Source organism: Streptomyces sp. NBRC 110035 (assembly GCF_000829695.1).
Lineage (GTDB): Bacteria > Actinomycetota > Actinomycetes > Streptomycetales > Streptomycetaceae > Streptomyces.
The window spans coordinates 11,849-33,003 of the sequence record NZ_BBNN01000054.1 but is presented as its reverse complement, the minus strand read 5'-3'; the positions used below and the strand labels follow the sequence as shown (position 1 = coordinate 33,003).

Below are 21,155 nucleotides of genomic sequence, written 5' to 3'. Positions count from 1 at the left end.
CCTGCCAGGAGATGTGATGGCCGACCGATACGAGTTGAGGCTTCCCGCACTTGAAGTGCGCCAAGGCAACCGAAAAATCTACTGCTTTGCCGTCGACGGGAAGAAAATCCACAGTTTCGCCGCTGTCTCCCGCGTCCGCCGCAACGACAGCAGCGAACTGCAGGGCTACCAGCGGCCAGAGGTTCTCAGCCACATCCGCGGCATCCGCCGTTACCTCGAGTCCGACCACGCCATGCTCCCCAACGCGCTCGTCCTGGCATTCGATGACACCGTCCGCTTCGAAACTGGCATCCGCCCGAAAGCCGGCGTGGACTACTCAGTCCCCGGCGTGCTGGTGATCCCGGTGGATGAATCTCTTACCGACGAGGACAAGCCCGCCTTGATTGTGGATGGCCAGCAGCGCAGCGCCGCCATCCGCGACGCGGACCTGGCCGAATTCCCCGTCGCCGCCGTCGGGTTCATCGCCGACAACCAAGAAGACCAGCGCTCTCAGTTCATCCTGGTCAACTCCACCAAACCGTTGCCTAAGGGCCTCATCCACGAACTGCTGCCCGAAACCAGCGGACAGCTTCCCCCCGCCTACGCCCGCCGGCGCCTGCCCGCCCAGTTGATGATCCGCCTTAACACCGATGGCCAGGGCCCCTTCTACGGCAGGGTGGCCAGCCCCACCTCACCGCACGGCAACATCAAGGACACCAGCATGCTGCGAATGCTGGAACACAGCCTCTTCGAAGGCGCTCTCTACCAATACCGCAACCCCGAAGACGGCTCCGGCGACGTAGAGCGCATGCTGAAGCATCTGCGCGCGTATTGGAACATCGTGAAGGACACCTTCAGCGACGCTTGGAAACTCCCGCCTCGCCAGTCCCGCCTCACCCACGGTGTCGGCATCCAGGCCATGGGTTTCGTCATGGACACCCTCACCGACGGCATGCCTGCCGAAGCCGTCGACTGCGACGAGGTACGCAACGCCGTCCTGGGGCTGATGCCCATTACCGCCTGGACCTCCGGTATGTGGCGCTTCGCCGACGGCGAACAGCGTCGTTGGAATGGCCTGCAAAACACACCTAACGACATCCGTCTCCTTACCGACCTGCTGGTACGTGCCGTCCGCAACTGACGTTGCACCCGTTCACCGTGCCCTGGCCCGGCACGGTGACTCCGGGATCTCGCCTGTCGGTCAACCGTTTTGCACACCCTCGATGAGGGTGCGTCCGCACTGTTGCAACAGCAGAAGTGGTTGGTGCCGCGTATAACCTGCCCATTGGTGCTGGGCAGAAGCACCGCGACATCGGCGGTGTCGGCGTCGTACCTGGCTTGAGCGGCGTTCCAGGCACGTAAGCCGAGGCGGATCCAGGCGGCCGTCTTGCGCGTTACCGCTGTCGGCAGGCACGGCGCAACATCGGCCGGCCAGCGGCAGGCGCACCACGCAGCGAATTCTCCGCCCTGTCCACGGTCAGCGCCAACGCTCACCACTGCCGACGAGACGCCAGGACAAGCAAGCACCCCCACCGCGCAGCGAGTGTGGCCCTCCCACGGCAGCCGTATAAGGTCCGGCGTCGCGTTCCGAACAGCCCTTCATCCTCGCACCGTTGGCCAGTGACGCAGTCGGCGCACCGCGCCGGCCTCCTCGTGCGGCGTACCGTTGGCCATCGAGCGCACAGCGCCCGACTCGCTCCGCTGCAACGTTCGAACACCTCGCCTGCATCTGCCGTCTGAAGGGCCGCGTCGGCTTATCGGCCTGGCTCCAATCGCTCCCCGGGCGGCCCCGTCCGCCTCCCGTCAGACACACTGCTTTGGTGGAAACAGTCCATCGCCTTGCACGTGCCTCATAGATCGGTATTCCATGGTGATCGTGAACGGCACGATCACCGCCAACGTGTGCTGAACATGCCGTAGGGGGCGGGGTGGCGCGAGTTGGTACGCGACCGTGGTGACGTCGAGCGGGGCAGGGGGAGCTTCCGGCATGGTGAGCAGCATTTTTCCGTCGCGGGGCCGCGGCAGACCGGTACGCCCGGGCGGAGGCACTGTCAGTGGCTCCGGTTACGCTGCAACCAGCTGGATGTGAGCACCTTGTGAAGGAAGTGCAATGCCAAGGCTGAGCGTGGGGGAGTTGTGCTGCTTTGCCGGTTGTTGGAGGTGTGGGCGTGCCGTCTTACACAAGTGGGAAAGCTCCACATTCACCAGCTGTGAGGCCGTAGAGGAATCCGTGCTGCTGGCACACTGCACCGCTGCGCATGTCCGTGCACCGACGCGTGGGTCGGTCGGCTCCCCAGCCTGCCGACGCGGTGTTCTGCATCGTCAGTCGGCGCCGGGTAGCGGACACGTGCACCACGTGGGCGCCCCGCTCCGCACGGACGCGCAACTGCCTGCCGTTGCCTCCACCCAGCGCGTGCGTCAGGACCTGCGTGTGCGCACTCCACGGCCGTCCCGGCAGCCCGGCAGAATATCGCCGGGCCGCCTGCGCCGTCCTAACCTGCCGACGGCGCCTGCCTACGCTGCTCTTTCGGAGTGTGCCTGTGACGGATGATGCTGTCCTGTGTCCCCGGTGCGGCGCCAAAATGGTCATGCAATTCGCATCGCGGGGACCTAACGCAGGCAACTGCTTCTGGGGCTGTTCACGGTTCCCGCAATGCCGTGGATCACGGACCATCGACGGCGGCGCGGGCAAGGCGGCGCCGGCCCGGCCCCGCACAGCGAAGGCGAGCCGTCCGGCGCGCAGCAGCGACACCTCCCGCGGCCTGTCGCTGCGCCCAGGCGACCTGCTCGTATCCAGCGCCAACACGCTCGGTGCAGGCAAACTCGTAGGCAAGGACGGCGATGGCCTGATCCTCGAGTACTTCGACACCCCAGGACAGCCTCCGGACGAGCGCAGTCGTCACACCGTCCCCAGGAAGGGGCTTAAGCGGTTCACGCTGGCACCCGAGACGCGGGTGTTCTGGCCCACGGGTGCCGCATGGCGCTCCGGGCGCGTCATCGAGGCCACAGCCCATCGGGACATCCACGTGCGGGCGCGCAACTGGGAGGGATACCTTGCCGAAGAGGACCTGTATGTCCGCTGGGACCAGCCGCTGACCGACCCCGTCGGCTTTGCCGGCGCCGGACTGCTCGAATCGCCTCTGCTGGCCGACATGCGGCGCCCCTTCCTGCAGAGCACCCTGACGCAGCGTTCGGCGGCCCATGGCATGCGCGGCGCCCTCTCGAGCGGTATCGAGTTGTACGAGCACCAGGTCGAGACCGTGTGGCGCGTGCTGCAGGACCCAGTGCAGCGCTACCTCCTGGCCGATGAGGTCGGTCTCGGCAAGACGATCGAGGCCGGCCTTGTCGTGCGGGAACTCCTGCTGGACCAGCCCGACCTCACCGTGCAACTGATTCTCCCGCCGTTCCTCGTGGAGCAATGGCGCCGCGAACTGTCGGGCAAGTTCCGCACCGGTGACTTCCCGGGCGCCCGCATCATGTACTCCCGCGACGACGCACCCGACACGTGGGTACCGGCTGATCTCGTCGTGGTCGATGAGGCGCACCATCTGGCCCGCCTGGCGCACAGCGAGCAGCCCGAACTGTCCAGCCGCTACACGCGCCTTGCCGAAGTTGCCACCGCCAGCCCGCGCTTGCTGCTGCTGTCGGCGACGCCCGCGCTGCACAACGAACGTGCCTTCCTGGCCATGCTCAAACTGCTCGACCCGGCCGTGTACCGGGACACGACGACCGAGGACCTGCGACGGCGCATGGAGGCGCGTTCCGCGCTGGGCCGGCTGTTCCTTGGACTGCAGCCCCATTTTCCTGGCGTGCTGCTGAACAAGCGCCTCACGGAGATCGGCGCCGCGTTCCCTGAAGATGCTGAAGTCGCCGCCTTGATCGGTGAGGTCAGGCAGGCAGTCGCAGGACCGGACCGGCATGCGCTGGCCGTTGCGATCGGCGCGCTGCGCACCTATGTGTCCGAGGTGTATCGGCTCCACCGCCGGATGCTGCGCACTCGTCGTACCGCTGCGCTGCACGAGTCGTACCGGGTCACCGGGCGTCTGCGCCCCCAGCAGGTGGTTCTTCCCTCGTCCGCTTTTGCCGGCCTTGCCTCCCTTTTGGACAACTGGCGCCAGGAGGCTCTTGCTGCTTGTGAGTTCGACGAAGAGGCCCGCCGCGAGGCAGCGTCGGCCTTCGCGACGGGCGTGGCATTGTCCTTGGACCCGGACGCCCTGTGCGCGTGGGCCCAGTCCCGAGTGGCCGCCACGCCGGGCGAGCAGGACGCGCTCGACCGCATCGAGAGTGACCTGCGCTTCGTCAGCCGCCGCCGGGGCATGGCACGCCCACTGGCCGACGCACTGACCTACCTGTTCAAAGCACGTGAGCGGGTGGTCGTCTTCTGCCCGACCCCGCAGTTGGCAGGGGAGTTGGTCGGCGCGTTCAAGGAAGTGCTTCCCGGGGCTGTCTACCAGCACCTGGCGAGCGACTCGCCCGCAGCCTCCGAGCAGGCAGTGCGGGATTTCGAGCAGAGCCGGATGGCAGCCGTCCTCGTTGCCGATCACTCAGCGGAAGAAGGACGCAACCTCCAGTTCGCCGATCTCCTCATCCACGTGGGCCTGCCGCCCAGGGCGAACCGCCTCGAGCAGCGTATCGGCCGGTGCGACCGCTGGGACGCCCGTCGCGAAGGCGGCGCCTGGCGCTCCTACTGGGTGGCCGAGACGACCGACCCGCAGTCGTTTGCCGCAGCGTGGATGCAGATCCTCAGCGAAGGGTTCGCCGTCTTCGACACGTCGATAGCCAGCCTGCAGCATGCGGTGGACGCCGCCACAGACGCCGCCTGGGACCTGCTGTTCGAGCACGGTGCCGATGCCGCACCCGACGCCATCCGCATGGTCCGCACCATGCTCGAGGACGAGGTCAAGCGCGTACAGGAACAGGACGCCCTGGACAGCATCGAAGCACCCGCTGACGAGCGCTCGGTGTACGGACGGATGATGGCATCGGAGAGTCAGGCAGCCTCGTTCGCCGACGTCACCGATGCACTGCTGTCCTCGCGGCGGGCGGCCGGGAACCTGCGGTTCGCCCCCGCAGGCGACCCCGCCCATGCGATCGGCAGCTACGAACCCGTCAGCCGGCTGGCAGCCGGACACGTCCAGATGCCGCTGGTATCCGCAGCGCGACTGCAGCGCGACTTCGTGCCGCTCGCAGGACACCGCGGCACCTTCGTGCGCAAAGTGGCCGTCGAGCACGAAGACGTCCGCCTCTACCGCTACGGCGATCAGTTCATCGATGCCGTGTCCGACTTCCTGTGGAACGACGACCGGGGGAGAGCCTTCGGCATGTGGCGGTGGATCCCCACCTGGCCCTACGCAGAGCGCCTTGCCTACCGCTTCGACTACGCCATCGAAGCGCAGCCGTTGCAGGCCAGCCCGGAAAGCGACCTGCTCGACCAACTTGCTGCAGCCTGGACCAGCGACCTGGTGGACTTGCCGTCGCTGCGACGCCGCGCCGACGCGCTCTTCCCGCCGCTCATTGCGACCGTGTGGACCGACGCAGATGGCACACCCATCACCGACGGGCGCCACCTCGACGCCCTGCAGGCGCGCTATGCCAAGCCGACGCCCGCAGAGCCCGGAGGCGACTACGCACTCAACTCAGAGCGCATCAAACACGCATACGCATTCATCCCGGCCGACCAATGGGCGCCGCGCTGGCGAGCTGCTGAACACAGTGCCCAGCGCCTGGTCCACAGCAACGACGCCGTAGAGGCGACCCGCACCCGAGCCCTGGCCATGGCCGAGACCGACATCGCCACCCGACTGCGGCAGTTGAGACTGCGTGCCGCGCGCTCGGAGGGAAACGAGCGCGCTGAACTGGAGGAAGAAGTGGAAACGGAAGCGCTGGCGGGCCAAGCGCTCATGACAGCCCTCCAGACACCGTCGCTCCGCCTGGACAGCACCGGTGTGGTCGTGGTCTCGGGCCGCAGCCCGGAGCAGGACGGGTGCGTGTGACCGCTCAACTCGACATCATCCAGCGCATGGTCCTGGGAAAGGAGGCATCGACAGAACAGCTCACCGGCCCCCACCGCCGGTTCGCCGATGCCTGGCGCTCACCCCTTGCCGGGCCCGCCTTCAGCGGCGACATCGCCGCCCTGCTGGCTCAGATGCTCCGCCATCAAGCCGGCGTGACGGGCCAGCGCCACCACGAACTGGAGATCAACCTCCACGACCGCGGAATCGACCTGCAGGCGCTCCAGCGAGCGCACCTGCGTGTCGAACGGTTCGGCGCCACACGGCACACCGTGCGCCTCGGCGACGCCTGGACGCCTGACTGGCTCCACGGCGACCCCCGCTGGATCGATCTCGCCTGCGCAAGCCCCGGTCCGTTCGTCTTCGCCGACAACACGACGGTGGAGACCAGCGCTCGCCCGAACAGTCCGGTGCCCGTCGATCCAGCCCTGCACGCGATCGCTCCCGACATCGATCACTACCGCTCACGCAGCCAAGCCAGCGCGGTGCGGACCGCCTCCCTGGCCGATCCGGCATCCACCCTGCACGTCGTCCTGCCCACCGGCACGGGTAAATCCCTCGTCGGTCTGGCCCCTGGGCTGCTCCGGCAGCGCGGAACCACCATCGTGGTGCTGCCCACCATCGCCCTGGCGCTCGACCAGGAACGCCACATGCGCAAACGATTCCCGGCGTCCGTGCTCCCCCGCGAACTGGCCTATCACAGCGACCGCGTCAGCGAGGAACGCGCAGCCATCAAGGAACGCCTGCGCGAGGGAAGGCAGCGGATCCTCCTCACTTCCCCCGAAGCCCTTGTACGCGGATTCACCGCGACGCTGCGCACCCTTGCAGCGTCCGGCCAACTCACCAACCTGGTCATCGACGAGGCGCACCTGGTACGCCTGTGGGGCTTGAGCTTTCGTCCGGAGTTCCAGATCGTCGCCTCGCTCGTGGGAGAACTGCGAGAACTCGCCACCGGGGCCGGGCACCCCCCGCCACGCGTCACACTTCTGTCCGCAACGCTGTCGGCGCCCAGCCTCCAACTCAACGATCAACTCTTCGCGGGCAGCGCCGAGTCACTGTTCGTCGGGTCGACCTTTCTGCGCTCCGAACTGCGGTACTTCCTGGGCACTACCACGTCCTCCGGTGCCCGGATGGAACGCCTTGTCGAAGCGATGCACCACCTTCCGCGGCCGGCGATCATCTACACCACCAAGAAGGAGCCCGCCAGGACCATCGCTGAGCGTCTGCGGGCCGCCGGGTTTGCACGCACCGCCGTTTTCCACGGAGGCCTCGGTTCTGCTGAGCGTCTTGGCATCATGCGTGGATGGTCCGGCGACGACGGGCCGACAACGACCGACATCGTGGTCGGCACCAGCGCTTTCGGTCTGGGGGTGGACCAGAGCGACGTCCGTACCGTGGTGCATGCGTGCGTCCCCGCCTCGGTCGACCGCTTCTACCAGGAAGTCGGCCGCGCGGGACGTGACGGCCACGCGGCGCTGTCTGTCTGGCTTCCCGCCCTCCCTGACGCGGCCGAAGGCCAGCAAGTCGAAAACGCGACCGTGATCGGGGACGTCAAGGCGTGGAACCGATGGCAAGCCATGCGGGATCAGGACCTGTCCCCGAAGGAGGCGGGCAACGGTCTGGTCTTGGACACCACGGTGGTACCCGAGCACGGCGACGAGCCCTCGGACGCCAATCAACTGTGGAACCGCAACACGCTCGTCCTTATGGAACGTGCCAACCTCATCACCATCACAAGGCTGGCCCCTCCGGTGGTCGAACGCATACCCGGCGAGTCCGAGCAGGCGTGGCAAGCACGGTTCGACAAGGAGTGGACGGCCTTCGTGAGCCACGTCCCGGTACGGCTCAGACCGCACGTGGCCAACCTGGACCAAGAGACTCTCGAGGCTGCCCTGCAGCGGACCCGCGCGGAGATCAAGAACGCCGAAGCAACCTCAACGGCGCGCATCACCCGCCTGCTGGAAAGAAGAGAATGCTGGGGACGCGTACTGAGTGAGGAGTACACCTACACGGGCATAGGTGCGATGGGGGCCAGCCAGAACGTGGCGCCCGCGTGCTCCGGATGCCCGGCAGAGGGGCACGCGCACCAGCCCATCTTGCACACCGCGCGTCCCCTCGTCGCAGAAGCGCTCATGCCAGATCTCGGCAGAAGCCCCAGCGCGGCCCTGGCGAACCTGGCCGCTGGCCACCCCAGCATCGTGGTCACCTACTCCAGCGGACGCCTCAGAACTGCCCTGAGCAACCTCATCCAGTCATGCGTCACCAACGGCGTACGCGGCATCGTCGCCCCCGACGCACTGCTTGGGCTCCCGGCCATCCGTACGGCCTCGCGGTTCGCCGACGAGGGCCTGGTCGTCGTGGACCCCCTGCGCACCGGCGGGGTACCTGCGCGCCTCTCGGTGCCGAGTCTGATCCTGATGGACCACGGGCAGACGCCGCCCCTGTCGTGGCTCGCCCCCACCAGCGGACCGCTGCGCGTCGTGGTCGTCCCGGAAGACATGCCCGACCCGGCCTATCCAGATGCCCTCATCAAAAGCATCCGCAGCCCTCACTGGACCATTGACGACTTCCTCAGGAGACTCTGATGGCTGTTCTGAACCCACCGCGCAGCCTTCCGGCGCTTGGCCGCTCCATCATCAACTTCCTTACCGGATCTCGACGGGTCTGGACCGAGGAAGAGTTGATCGAGGCGTTCAGACCGCCAGGCCTGAACGAGGACAGTTTCTCCTTTGAAGGTGTCGCGCACACCGTGTACACCTTCCGGGCAATCGGGATGCTCTGCAGCGACACGGCCGGTGTGATCACCGTGAGCGACACTGTCGCTGCCACAGGAGGCACCCTGTCGCCGGCGGCGTTCCGCCGGACACTTCAAAAGCATGCCCTCGATCTGGACCGAGACGGAGACCCGTGGCAGACCGGCCCGGGAGAGAGCCTCACCGGCGGGGCACGTGATCTGCTGAGAGCGATGTCGTGGTTCCTCGCGCAGGATGCGCTCGGGCGTCCCTTGTCGTGGACCAGCGGCGTTCAGGCCCTCCAGCACGCGCAGTTCCCGGACCCGGACAATGAAACCTGGGCCATCACCAACGACACACGCTGGGGTGCCGTCACCCGATGGGGACAGGCACTTGGCCTCGCGGCGCCTTCGCTCGTACAGGCCAGATCGGGACTTGTGCCCCTCCCCGTCGTGGCGATCAACGACGTCTTGGACGAATTGCCTGCCGGACAGATGCCCATCGCCGAATTCCTGGGCCAGTTGGCGGCCAAACTGCCTGTGCTGTACGGCGGTCTCGTCCGCGCCTCCCTCGTGGCGTACCTTCCCGACGGAGACCCCGACCCGGGCATCGCACAAGACTGTGCCGACAGTTCGGTAGGCCAGGCGCTGCGCATCTTGCAAGACCGCGGCCGACTCGTCTTCGACACCCTGCCGGACGCCGACGGCATCCGGCTGTCGCGATTCGACAGCCAACGTCAAACACACGTCACCCTGGTTCAAGGAGGAAAACGATGACCTGGCGGGGCACTCTTCCTGCTGCATGCTGGGAGGCCCGTGAGGCCCCGGCCATCATTCCAGTCGAGGCGGAGAGCACCTCCAACGGGGTCTTCCTCGCCACGCACACCTCGATCCCGATCCTCCTGCGCGACCGGGTGGACAGCGCTGTCGGCGGCACCATCGTCGACGAACACAACCTGCGGCGCGCCGTCGAGGAACTGCCGGCGGACCAGCCCATCATCCCCATCCTCGGGAAGTCGGGCACAGGCAAGTCGCACTTGATCCGCTGGCTTCGCATCAACCTGAAGCCCAACGACGCGACTCGGCTGATCTTTGTCCCCAAACACCGCATGTCGCTGCGCGGGATCCTCGAACTCATCCTGGAACACGCCACCAGCGAACGCGCCGCGGAGGTGCGTGCCAAGGTCGCCGCTGCTTCGGACGCTGCCGCGGACGAAACCACAGCACAACTGCGCCTGCGCAACGAGTTGGCTGTCCTGGTCGAGACCCGCGGAGCAGACAAAGACGGCACACCCGAGGAGAACGACCTCCGCGCCTTCCTCGCCTCCGCGGAGGGCCTGCCCGCACTGCTGGGCGACCTCGTCTTCCGCAGGCGACTGCTCACCGACAACGGTCCCATCGCGCGTCTGGTCCGGGAAAAGCTCTCCGGCAAGGGTTCCGAGGACAAGGAGGACGCGTTCGGCTTTACCGCGGCAGACCTGGACCTCTCGGTCGACGATGTCAGCAGGGCCGGAGTCGACGCCGCCAGTGTCGCCAGCGCACTCGCCAGCGACGCCCCCCTGCGGGACCTGGCAGCGAAGATGCTCAACGAGCAACTCGGGCCGGCGGTCAGCGAGGTCTTCGGGATCGGGGGAGACGACCTCAAGCAACTCCTCGTCGAACTACGCCTCGACCTGCAAAGGCAGGGGCTGGAACTCCTCCTCCTGATCGAGGACTTCTCGATCTTCCAAGGCATCCAGGGCGGCCTCATCGACGCAATCACCCTGCTGCCCACCGAGACGCTCGCCCTGTGCCCAATGCGTGTCGTCATGGCCGTCACCACTGGTTACTTCGTCAACCAGATGCCGGAGACGGTGTACACGCGGACCTACAAGGTCTTCGATCTTGAACTTCCCGCGGATATGACAGCCCCGTTCGACCCCGCACGGTTCGCCGCCCGTTACCTCAACGCAGTACGCGTCGGCTCCCAGGAGATCGACAAGCACCGCACGGACGAGCGCCCGGAGCCCAACCACTGTCAGCAGTGCCCCGTCCGGGACAAGTGCCACCAGGCGTTCGGGGAGGTTGAAGGCGTCGGCCTGTTCCCGTTCAGCAGGACGGCACTCGATCGGGCCATCCGCAGCCAGTCCAAGGGTGATGCCTTCGTCGCCCGCGACGTGCTGACCCGCGTCCTGCGCCCCGTCCTCCACCGCGACCAGACCGAACTCGACGAAGGCCGCTTTCCCAGCACCGGATTCGAGAGCGACTTCCGCACCGGTGCGCTGGACATCCTCGACAACGTCGAGGACCAGGTCCGGCTGCGCACGCCAGGTGACCCCGAACTCTCCGAGCGTCGCGTGCGGATGGTGCGTTTCTGGGGACCAGGCCACGGGCCGCAGAACCTTCACCCGACGATCCACGAAGCATTCGCCATCCCGCCCCTGCCTGACCTCATAACCGAGCAGCAGACCCTCCCGCATCGGCCGGCAGTGCAAGAACCCGTCCTGCCCTTGAACGGTACGCAGACACCGATTGTGGTGGCCCCCCCGACGCCGCCCCCGCCCACGTCGGCACCCGCGCGTCCGTCCCCGGCGGCTTCGAAGCCGACTCTGGTCCAGGCGGTCGACGAATGGCACAAGACCGGCCAGCTTGTGCAGAGCCACCGCAACGATCTCCGGAAGATCGTGCACACCGCCGTCATCGGCTGTCTGGGACTCGAAGACGGATACGGAGGAGACAGCGGAGACTGGACCAAGGCAAGGGCGGAATTCACGCCGAGCTTTGATGCCAAAACCTCGATCGCACTGGACGGCAGTGCCCTGCAGACCGCGCTGATCTCGATCGACCACCGCAACGTGGAGGACGTCCGCGTTCTGCGTGCCCTCGCCTGGGTAAACGCAAAAGGGTCCTGGGAGGACGTGCCGCAAGGAGATGCGCTGCAGAGCTTGTGCGTGAACAGGGTCCAGGAATGGGCGGACAGCGTGTCCGCTTTCCTCCTTCCGTCGGAAGGCGACGACGCCGAACTGGGCCGGCTCGCGCACGCTCTTCTGTCCGTCAGTAAGGCCCTGGGGATCGCCGACTCGTTCAAGAGCGACACACTCAGCCGGGTCAGGGCGCTCTTCGCCAGCCCGCCGAAGCTGGCCGATCCCGTGCGGCCCCACATGCGACAACTCCAGGACCGCTTCGTCGACCCGAAAGCGGATCGAAACCTCCTTCAGCAGCGACTGCTCCGCTTGACGTCCTACCGCCAGGGCGCTGGCAAGCCGCTGGCCATTGACCTGCCCCGCCTTGTGCGCGCATTGCGCGACAACGCAGCTGAGGTGCCCTGGCCCGAGCACGTCCCCGAGCAGATCAGAAAAGCGGCGGACGACATCCAGAAGCGAACCACCACGCTGGACCCGATGCTCGACGAAACCCGACGGCTGACACCCGACGTGAGCGATCTCGGCGGTGACGTCGCCCAGGTCGCCCATGCCCTCAACACCCTGCTCTCCGACCTGGCGGCGCTTGGCCAGTCAGCCAACTCGATCAACCTGCCCGCCCTCCACGACGCGGCGAAGGCGGTGAAACCCAGTGATCTGAAGAAGGTGACAGACCTGACTGAGGGCCTCAACGCCTGGTCCACCCTCACCGCCGATCAGCGCCTGCGCCTGATGACCCAGGACGAAAGGCCGGCCCTGCGCATTCGAGCCTGGCTCGAGCCTGCATTGGAAGCCGTGAACGCACTGGAGCAAAAGCTCCAAGCCGGACCTGCCTCGGAGGCTCAGCGCGAGTACGACGAGACCCTCCAGCGGCTCATGGCCGGGCTGGAGACATTGAGCCGTGAGGTCATGGACGTGGCCGGATGCGAGGGGGGCGCATGACGCTCATCGAACAAGTTCAGCGTCTGCGTGTCGCAGCGGTCGCTGCCCACGACGAGAACAAGATCAACCGCCGCACCGGCGAGTTGGCCGAGTTGGCCGAGAGGGTCGAGACGCTCATCGAGACGATGCAGCGCCTCAGCCGAGGCGTCGCCGAACTGCGCGCAGCCCATGCGGCTTTCGACGCAGACCTCGGTCCGCAGGCCGCCCAACTGGCCGCAGACCTGCACGTGCTCGCCGAAACGCTCCCCAGCCAGGACGCCGATACCCCACCGCAAGCACTGAAGGCGCAGATCAAGGCGGCCGATGGCTTCGTCAAGGGCCTTCGCGGGAGCGTTGAGCAGGCATGGACTGCTGAACGCAACCGCGAAGTACCGGTGATCAATGAGGATCTCGTCGCTACGCTGAACAAGAGCGGGATCGACGTGGAAGAGATCCGCATCAAGATCGAGAAGGCGCATGGCGTGCTCAACGTCCTGAAAAACCGTGCCGTCCCCGAGTTGGGCGACGTCGCAAGGCTGGCCGCGGCGCTGGAGAGCCTCCACGCATGCGGCCAGCAGATCTCCGAACTCGTTGACCCGGTCCTCGCCCGAGTGATCACGGGCGCTCAGGAAGCCACCGGGACGCCGCTGAACTCCTTCACCCCCGAAGTCCTTGCAGGGCTGTCGAGGCTGGGAATCCTGGACCGCTTCTGGGTGAGGCTGCGATGACTCCTGAGACCGAGAGTGAAATCCTCGACGTCCTCGAAGCACACGAGGACCCCCTGCTGTCCTGGGGCGTTGTCGACGGCGGATTCACCGACGACGAACTGCACACCCACGTCGATGACGTTCTCATCAAGCGCGCCGAACTGGACACCGCACAGGAGGCAATCGAGGCCCTCGAGGACAAGGGTCTGATCATCCGCGATGATGCGATCTCGCCGTCGCGGTGGCGTACCCGCAACGGCGAGACGCTGCGTCTGCTGGCCCGGCTGCGCCAGATCTTCCCTTCCGGCGACCCCGCGGCCTGGCGTCAAGGTGCCGCTCTTGTCTCGGACTTCCGCTACGCCCGGCGCCCCCGCGCCTACCCCCGGCGCGACCAGCCCAGACACGCCGTCATCGAAGGCACCGATGCTCTCCATGACCTCTACCGGCAGGTCATCGATGCCATGACGCGGCGGGGTCCCAAACACGCCGACCTCAGCGGGTTCCAGGTCCGTGCCAGCCGTCAGATCTTCACGGCCCTGCAGTCCAACATCACCACCGCCACAGTCGTGGGTGCCGGTACCGGCAGCGGAAAGACACTCGCCTTCTACCTGCCGGCCTTCGCCTACCTGACGGGCCTGCAGGACAAGTCGGCATGGACACGTGCGCTGGCCGTCTACCCGCGCAACGAACTTCTCAAGGACCAACTCAACACCGCTTTTGCGAACGCCCGGCGACTCGACCACCTGTGGACGAAGGCCAACGGTCGGCCCATGACTATAGGGGTGCTCAACAAGGACACCCCAACCAGTACGAAGAGCCTGACAGCCTCCTATTCCGCATGGACGAAACGGGCTGAAGGCTTTCAGTGCCCTCACTTCACCTGTCCCGGCGACGGATACACCGTGTGCGGGGGCGCATTGTTCTGGTCAGAACGGGACGCCAGGGCCAGAACGGAACGTCTGACCTGCGGCACCTGCACGCGCGTGTTCGATGACTCCGTGCTGGTCCTGACCCGTCATCGGATGAGCCAGCGGCCTCCGGACGTGCTGTTCACCACGGCCGAGATGCTCAACCGCGGCCTGTCCGACCTGTCGCTGGGCAAACTGTTCGGTGTCGGCGCGGCCAAGAAACCCCGCTTGATGTTGCTCGACGAGATCCACACCTACAGCGGCACCACCGGCGCCCAGGCAGCCCTCGTCTTGCGGCGCTGGCACCACTCGCTGCGCAGTCCGGTCACCTTCGTCGGCTTGTCCGCGACGCTGTCGAACGCCGTTCGCCACATGGCCGATCTGACCGGTGTTGACGATGGACTCGTCACCAACATCGAACCGGGCGCAGATGAAATGGAGTACGAGGGCGCCGAATACATGGTCGCAGTGCGCAGCGACCCGACCAGCGGCGCCTCCGTGCTGTCCACCACCATTCAGACAGCGATGCTCCTCCCGCGCGTCCTCGACCACCCTGCACAGCGCACGTCCCAGGGACTTCTGGGCACCAAGGCGTTCGTCTTCACCGACGACCTCGACGTCACCAACCGGCTCTTCTTCTACCTCCTCGACGCAGAAGGCCAGCGCTACCGCAGCCCCCGTACCCAGCAGTTCAAAGACCCCCTGGCATCCATGCGTCGTCCCGGTCAAGACGGACTGACCGACCAGCGGCGCGCCGGCCAGGTCTGGGACCTGCCGGTGAAACTGGGCCACGCACTCCATCGCCCGGGCCTGAACGTGAGCCGGACCACCTCGCAAGACGCAGGAGTCGACACAGCGTCCCAACTCGTCGTCGCAACCGCCTCGCTCGAGGTCGGCTTCGACGATCCAGACGTCGGTGCCGTGCTGCAGCACAAGGCGCCCCGCGGCGTCGCCGCATTCCTGCAGCGCAAGGGCCGAGCCGGCCGAAGCCGCCGCATGCGCCCGTACACCGTCGTTGTGCTCTCCGACTACGGACGCGACCGTGCCACCTATGAGGCTTGGGACGCGCTGTTCGATCCCGTCCTGCCCGAACTGGTTCTTCCCATCCGCAACCGCGCGGTCCTGCGTATTCAAGCCACTCTGGCAATGCTTGACTGGCTGGCGGATCAACTGCAGCCCGTTCACCGGTATGCAAAGCTGTGGCGTGACTTGAAGGGTCTCGCCGATCCGGACTACCCGGACAACCGCAAGGTCCAGCAGACAGCCGTCACCATCCTGCGTGACCTGCTGCGCGACCCCGGCCGCCAGCGCAGCCTCCGTCTGTGGATCGAAGGCGCACTCCAGGTGCCCGAGGAGTTGGCCGCCGAGATCCTGTGGCACCCCCCTCGCCCGCTCATCCTGGCGGCCGTGCCCACACTGGCCCGACGACTGGACAACGAGTGGGCCATCGCCGAGGACCACACGTACGCCACGGGCAAGGACACAATGGGCAAAAATCCGCTGCCCGACTTCTTCCCCGAGAACCTCTTTAGCGAACTCGCACTTCCCGAAGCGTACGTGGTCATCCCCCCCCAGCAGTCGTGGGAAAAGGAACCTGAGTTGCAGGCGATGGGCCTGGCCCAGATGCTGCGCGAATACGCGCCCGGACGAGTGTCACGGCGCTTTGCCACCCGCAACCTCGAGCACCGGCACTGGATCCCCATTCCCTACGGGCAGCGCGAGACCGTCATGGACCTCGCCCCTGTCCTTCAGGCGCACCATCGGGAGGAGGCCGCCACCGTCGAAGTCGGCGGGGTCCCCACCCCCATCCCCATCGTCCGTCCCGACAGGGTGGAACTCCAACTCGCACCGCCGGAACTCAAGGATGCTTCCAACGCGGCCCTGGTCTGGCGATCCCAGTTCCTGGAGAGGGGCCTCGGCCTGGTCGCCCGCCTTCCCCTGTCGGACCCCATTGGCGGCCTCATCGATGAAGCACGCTTCTTCCTGCACGCTCAAAACGCCCACGTCGAGGTCCGCCGTCTTGCCGTCCAGAGCGAGGCCAGCCTGGTCTTCGCCCGCGGCGGCGAAGCCCGAGTCAAAGCACAGTTCTCGCTCGATGACGAGCGGATCGGTCTCGGAGCCACCTACGACGTGGACGGCCTACGCCTGACGATTACGTTGCCAGAGGTGATTGCTCCACCCGGCGGCATCGACCCAGCCCTGCGCAGCGCCTGGTTCCAGCACGTTCTGACGAACGACCCCGAACTCCTGGAACAGATGAACAAGTTCCAGTTGGAATGGCTGCACCAGACCATCGAATGCATGCTGCTGATGTCCGCCGTGACCGACGGCACGCCGCTTCCCCACGCCTACCAGGCGGTGCGGGAAACCTTCGCCGACCGGTTGACGGACACCCTGAGGGCAATGTTCCGCAGTTCGGACGTCGAGGAGAGCGAATCCGCGACACTCGGCCGAGTGGGTGAGCGACTGCGCCAACTCCTCGCAGACAAGGACATCGTCGCCCGCCTGGACCACCTGACGGATCAGGTCTGGAACCCTGATCCCGCACAGTTCCAAGCCTGGCTGCGCCAGCGTGTCCTCGCCACGCTGGGACAGGCAGCCCTGTGGGCCGCCCGGGAGATCTGTCCCGAGCACGACCCCGAAGGCATCATCGTCGACATAGAGCCCGGCTACGCCCTCGATGGCACATGGCGCCGCGGCCAGGTCTGGCTCACCGAAGCCTCGATCGGCGGCGGCGGCTTCATCGAAGCGCTGGCGACGCGCGTGCGCCCCGATCCGCGGCGGTTCCTACGGCTGATCATGAGAGCCGTCCAGCCTTCCACCAGCGAACTGGTCGACGCACACATGCGGCGGATCGTGCGCTACACCACCGAGCGCAGCGACTGGCTCGACCTCGTTGCGGAATATCGAGGTTCGGCGACACAGGCAGACCGGGTGAAAAACCTTGACCGCATACGGGCGCAGTTGCGCGCCTCAGGCATCCACGGCGCGGAACAATCCGTCGTCTCGAGCCTGGCAAACCGCCTGCTCCGGCCCGGATCGACCGCACAGACGGACCAGGCACTACGCACCCTCATCGACGAGTGGGAGATCCAAGAGCAACGTCTGGGCCTTGAAATCTCGCCGCGTACCTGGGCTTATCTGATGCGTCAGAGGCACGACTTGGACGCCGGACTGAACCTGTCCGCGAACTCCTCGGACCGCCAACGTATCGACGCCATCCAGAGCGCTCTCTGGCCACGCGGATGGGCCATACGCTCCGGAGCACTGCAGTCGTGGAACCCCTACTTCGACAATTTGCCGGCCGCACCCGATCTGCTCCGGGGGCTGTTCACGTCAACAGCCGACCTCATCAGCGTGACAGATCCCGACGCGGTCACCCTAGTGCGCACACGCCTGGCCCAACAGGGATCCGCCCAACTCATCGCACCCCCCGAGGACGTACCCGCCCTGGCAGGCATGCTGGTGGATCTGTCGATCCGCGCCATCGAAACGGACTTCCTCCAGGTCTTCCCACGAGCCGTCGAGATCGACCACCGCTCCGAGGGCAGCGTCGTGGTCACCCTCGAACTTGCCGAGGTGTCCGCATGAGAAGGATCATCACCGCCGGGGCTGGCGAGACTCGACAACTCACCGATCTGGTGCAGAACCTATTGGTGTCAGAGCTGCTGGCGCCGTCAAGTCGCTTGTGGGTACTGTCCCCGTGGATCTCCGACATCGTCGTCATCGACAATGCATCCGGACAGTTCAAGAGCGTGCTCCCCGCCTTGCCGGCCCGACCCATCCGGCTGACGGAAGTACTCATCGAACTCGCCCGTCGTGGCTCGGACGTCCGAGTGATCATGCGCGACGAGCCGCGCAACGTCGTCACAGGACAACGCCTCACCGACCTCGCCCCGGTGGGGCCACGGCCGACCCTGCTCATCCGGAACACACTGCACGACAAGGGCATGGTGAGCGACCGATTCCATGTTCACGGCTCGATGAACTTCACCTTCTTCGGCCAGAGAGTGAACCAGGAAGGCGTCACCGTCGTATCCGACCCCGACCAGATCGCTCGCGCTTGGGTCGAATACCAGAACAGGTACCAATTGCCATGAGCGTCGACTTCAAGGAATTCTTCGGTCCGGGCAATGACATCACGCCCACACGGGTAGAACCGAACCTACAACTCATCCTCGAGAACTTCATGGCAGGCATCCAGCAGCGCCAGATCGGATTCCTGCCACGAAGTTCTCACGGCCGTCTGTGGTGGTACGGGTTCGCGCCCACCCCGCGCCAGCAGCGCGAGACACTCGCCATTCTCGACAGTTGGATCGGCCCCACTTTCAGCGACCTGTCCCGCCACCGTGGTGCCCTCAACCCGGCTGATCCGTTCGACGCCGCACTGGCAAAGGCACCTGTCAAGCCACTGCGCTTTGAGGTGCTGCCCCGCCCGACAGCGGATTCGGAGGATTGGAAACACGCGCGAGGCCAGGTACGCGACGCCCTGCTGGTTCTCAGCAAACTCCTCAACGGCAGGCCGCCCTCGGAGTTCGACGCCCCCCGAACCACCGTCGAGGTCCTCGACGACCTCGGACACGCCATCGCTGCCCGCGACCGTACTGTCGCCTTGGCCTGCCTGCGCGAACTTGAGGCGACCGCCGATCTCGACCAGCCGAACCTGGCATTCCTGCGACTGCGACTGTTCGCTGGACTCGAGGATTGGAAGGCCGTTCTCGGGGACCGGGATCTCGACCACGTCCTCGCCATGCGTCGCCCCTTGAGCGTGACTCAAGTGATCCAGCAGGCGGTCTACGCCAGATGGTTCGCCTCGCACGACGCAGCAGGCGCAGAGAATGAACTACTCGGTGCTGTTGCCGCGCTCCCCGCGGCATTCCGGCCCCTGTTCTCGGGCACACCGATAACGAGTCGGGCGCAGGCTGTCGTGGAGTTCCTCATCGCGGTCGAAGAGGACGCGGGAGACGACACTCTCAACCGACTCCTCGACGAAGCCGGCACGGTCGAACCCGGCCTCCCCGCCCATCTGCGCAACGTGCTGCACCTGCACCGGGAACAAACCCCTCAGCCCACCACCCCGTCGGAGCCACCCGCCCCCCTGGACCAGCCCGGCGCCCCGAGCGAATCGCCCCTCGAGCGCGCGACCGGGATGATGGCCCGGGGCGAGCTTCAGGCAGCCATCGAACTCGTGCTGACACTCGAACCGAGCCTCCACGCGGCATACCTGCTCCTGACCTGTGCACGCGACCTGCAGTCACCACAGCAAGCAGCATTGGTGCTTGAGTACGTCTCCACCCATCACCTGCATGGCTTGATCGACGGAGCGAGTGCACGCCTGCGCGATGATCTTGCCTGGCTGGAGCAGTTCACCCAAGACGGACCCGACGTGGATTGGCGCACCTGGCTGGACGCTCTGGAAGGCGACCATGGCAGCGCAGCACTGGCGGCCGGCCCCGAAATAACTGACGCCTGGACGCCACTGAGCAACAGTGCACTGACCGCATGGCTTCACGATGCATCCGACGAGGTACTCGGCAAACTCGGTGAGATCGGAGGCCAGTTCATGGCGGCGCACCGCGACATCTTCACTGAAGATGGAGCGGCCGAACTCAGCGAACGTGTCCTTGCCGGTCTCGCGCTGAGCGGCAAGAATTCGGCTGGCGTTCGGGTGCAGACCCAAGCCCTACTGGACTATCTGCTGTCTGCCAACCCCACATCCGAGGTGTTCGCCTCAGCGCTCGAGTGGACCGATCTCATCATCTCCGCGAACGTCTCAGCTGTAACGACGACGTGGGCGATCGACATACTGCAGACGGCGACAGCTACATCGGCAGCGGCAACGAGTCCCGCCACTGTTGATTTCTTCTACAAGATCACCAACACGGTAAGGCCGTTTAAGACGGCACTGGACCCAACCGACATTGAGGCCATCAAGCTCATAGCCGGCGAACTGGGAGTCGGCGTCCCGGAAGACTTGCTTGCCGAGCAAGTACAGGACAGCGACCCTGGAGCGCCGTACCGCTACCTGCAGGACTCAAAGGTGGTGCTGTATTCCCTGACCGAGTCGGCCACCATCCGGGCGGCACAGGTACTGCGCATCCTGGTACCCAAGATCGACGTCGAGACGAGCGCCGAACACGACGGCAGCAGCAAACTTGCCGCACAGGCAGCGAACGCTGACGTCTTCGTCGTGGTGACAGCATCGGCGAAGCATGCCGCCACCGACTTCATTACTGCCAAGCGGGGAACGCGACCAGTCGTGCTCGTCAACTCTCGGGGCTCGTCTGCTATCTTGCGCGAACTCGCGGAAGGTTGAGTCTGTCGCACTCTTCGTCTGGAAGTAGGGACAACGCCTCCAACCGTAAGGTCCGCGCCCGCGTCGAACACGCCTTCGCCCCGATCGAGACCTGGAAGATTCTTCGCGACTTCCGCCTGAAGGGAGAGGGAGTTCACCACGTCACGCATGGCCTCGTCCGCCTGTGCAACCTCGCCTTCGCCGGGTGATGCAAAAGCCAGCAAGTCACCCCGTGCGTCATGAATCATTTGCAGAGTAGGCCTTAGTGGAGAGAGATGGGGCCATCGGGAAGCCACCCCTCTACGTAGCCTGAGGCGAGGGGGACGACTCCCTCTGGCGAGACTTCCCGGTAACGGGACTTGAGTTCGCCGAGTCCCCACCTGGCATGTGTCCGAGAAGTTGCCTGAAGCGCATCGGACTCGTCAGAACTGATCCTCACGATCAATACGTGTGAAATGGTGTGGCGGTCGTGCTCCCAACAGTTGGGATCCTGTGTTTCAAGGACTCCATAGACAGATCCGAAGCGGGGGTTGGTGATGCGAAGCCGTTCGGCGAGGCAGTGAGCGGCTCCGTCTCGAAAGTCGGTGCCGGGAGCGAGCCATAGTTGAGGGATAGTCCAGCCGCTGCAGCAACCGCCGCACAGCATTAGGCGGTCCTGGTCATCGAGGAGGAGCAGGCGGACGCGGCGGTCGATGGGCTGCTG

General features: G+C 65.9%; 9 protein-coding genes. All 9 read left to right on the top strand.

Annotated elements, in window-relative coordinates:
• Positions 1 to 16 precede the first annotated feature (16 nt).
• The 9 genes from dbpB (at position 17) to dpdD (ending at position 20,473) form a co-directional block, all read left to right on the top strand.
• Positions 17 to 1,120 carry a DGQHR domain-containing protein DpdB gene (dbpB, locus tag TU30_RS30680; RefSeq protein ID WP_042176389.1) on the top strand — a complete coding sequence of 368 codons (1,104 nt, stop codon included), beginning with the start codon at positions 17 to 19 and terminating at the stop codon, positions 1,118 to 1,120.
• Positions 1,121 to 2,567: 1,447 nt separating this feature from the next.
• Positions 2,568 to 5,972 (top strand): protein DpdE, encoded by a 3,405-nt coding sequence (dpdE, locus tag TU30_RS30675; RefSeq protein ID WP_158719400.1) that lies wholly within the window; start codon positions 2,568 to 2,570, stop codon positions 5,970 to 5,972.
• Positions 5,969 to 8,575, top strand: a complete 2,607-nt coding sequence (gene dpdF / locus TU30_RS33140; RefSeq protein WP_052479976.1) for a protein DpdF — start codon at positions 5,969 to 5,971, stop codon at positions 8,573 to 8,575. Before dpdE ends, dpdF begins: the two co-directional genes overlap by 4 nt.
• Complete coding sequence (gene dpdG / locus TU30_RS30665) at positions 8,575 to 9,498, top strand: protein DpdG (RefSeq protein ID WP_042176384.1); 924 nt, start codon at positions 8,575 to 8,577, stop codon at positions 9,496 to 9,498. The genes dpdF and dpdG overlap by 1 nt, the downstream gene beginning before the upstream one ends.
• Positions 9,495 to 12,563, top strand: coding sequence for a protein DpdH (dpdH, locus tag TU30_RS30660; RefSeq protein ID WP_042176381.1), 3,069 nt, complete (start codon positions 9,495 to 9,497; stop codon positions 12,561 to 12,563). Before dpdG ends, dpdH begins: the two co-directional genes overlap by 4 nt.
• The gene (locus TU30_RS30655) at positions 12,560 to 13,270 is read left to right on the top strand and encodes a hypothetical protein (protein WP_158719399.1); all 711 of its coding nucleotides are present in this window, start codon (positions 12,560 to 12,562) and stop codon (positions 13,268 to 13,270) included. Before dpdH ends, TU30_RS30655 begins: the two co-directional genes overlap by 4 nt.
• Complete coding sequence (gene dpdJ, locus TU30_RS30650; RefSeq protein WP_042176377.1) at positions 13,267 to 17,748, top strand: protein DpdJ; 4,482 nt, start codon at positions 13,267 to 13,269, stop codon at positions 17,746 to 17,748. Before TU30_RS30655 ends, dpdJ begins: the two co-directional genes overlap by 4 nt.
• On the top strand, positions 17,745 to 18,257 hold the full coding sequence (gene dpdK / locus TU30_RS36305; protein ID WP_042176375.1) for a phospholipase D-like domain-containing protein DpdK: 513 nt from the start codon (positions 17,745 to 17,747) through the stop codon (positions 18,255 to 18,257). The genes dpdJ and dpdK overlap by 4 nt, the downstream gene beginning before the upstream one ends.
• Positions 18,254 to 20,473, top strand: coding sequence for a protein DpdD (gene dpdD / locus TU30_RS30640; protein ID WP_042176373.1), 2,220 nt, complete (start codon positions 18,254 to 18,256; stop codon positions 20,471 to 20,473). Before dpdK ends, dpdD begins: the two co-directional genes overlap by 4 nt.
• The last annotated feature ends 682 nt before the right edge of the window (positions 20,474 to 21,155 follow it).

Excerpts from the sequence above, each read along its gene's own strand:
- dbpB (WP_042176389.1), top strand. The coding sequence starts at position 17 with ATGGCCGACCGATACGAGTTGAGGCTTCCCGCACTTGAAGTGCGCCAA.
- dpdE (WP_158719400.1), top strand. The coding sequence starts at position 2,568 with ATGCAATTCGCATCGCGGGGACCTAACGCAGGCAACTGCTTCTGGGGC.
- dpdG (WP_042176384.1), top strand. The coding sequence starts at position 8,575 with ATGGCTGTTCTGAACCCACCGCGCAGCCTTCCGGCGCTTGGCCGCTCC.
- dpdH (WP_042176381.1), top strand. The coding sequence starts at position 9,495 with ATGACCTGGCGGGGCACTCTTCCTGCTGCATGCTGGGAGGCCCGTGAG.
- TU30_RS30655 (WP_158719399.1), top strand. The coding sequence starts at position 12,560 with ATGACGCTCATCGAACAAGTTCAGCGTCTGCGTGTCGCAGCGGTCGCT.
- dpdJ (WP_042176377.1), top strand. The coding sequence starts at position 13,267 with ATGACTCCTGAGACCGAGAGTGAAATCCTCGACGTCCTCGAAGCACAC.
- dpdK (WP_042176375.1), top strand. The coding sequence starts at position 17,745 with ATGAGAAGGATCATCACCGCCGGGGCTGGCGAGACTCGACAACTCACC.
- dpdD (WP_042176373.1), top strand. The coding sequence starts at position 18,254 with ATGAGCGTCGACTTCAAGGAATTCTTCGGTCCGGGCAATGACATCACG.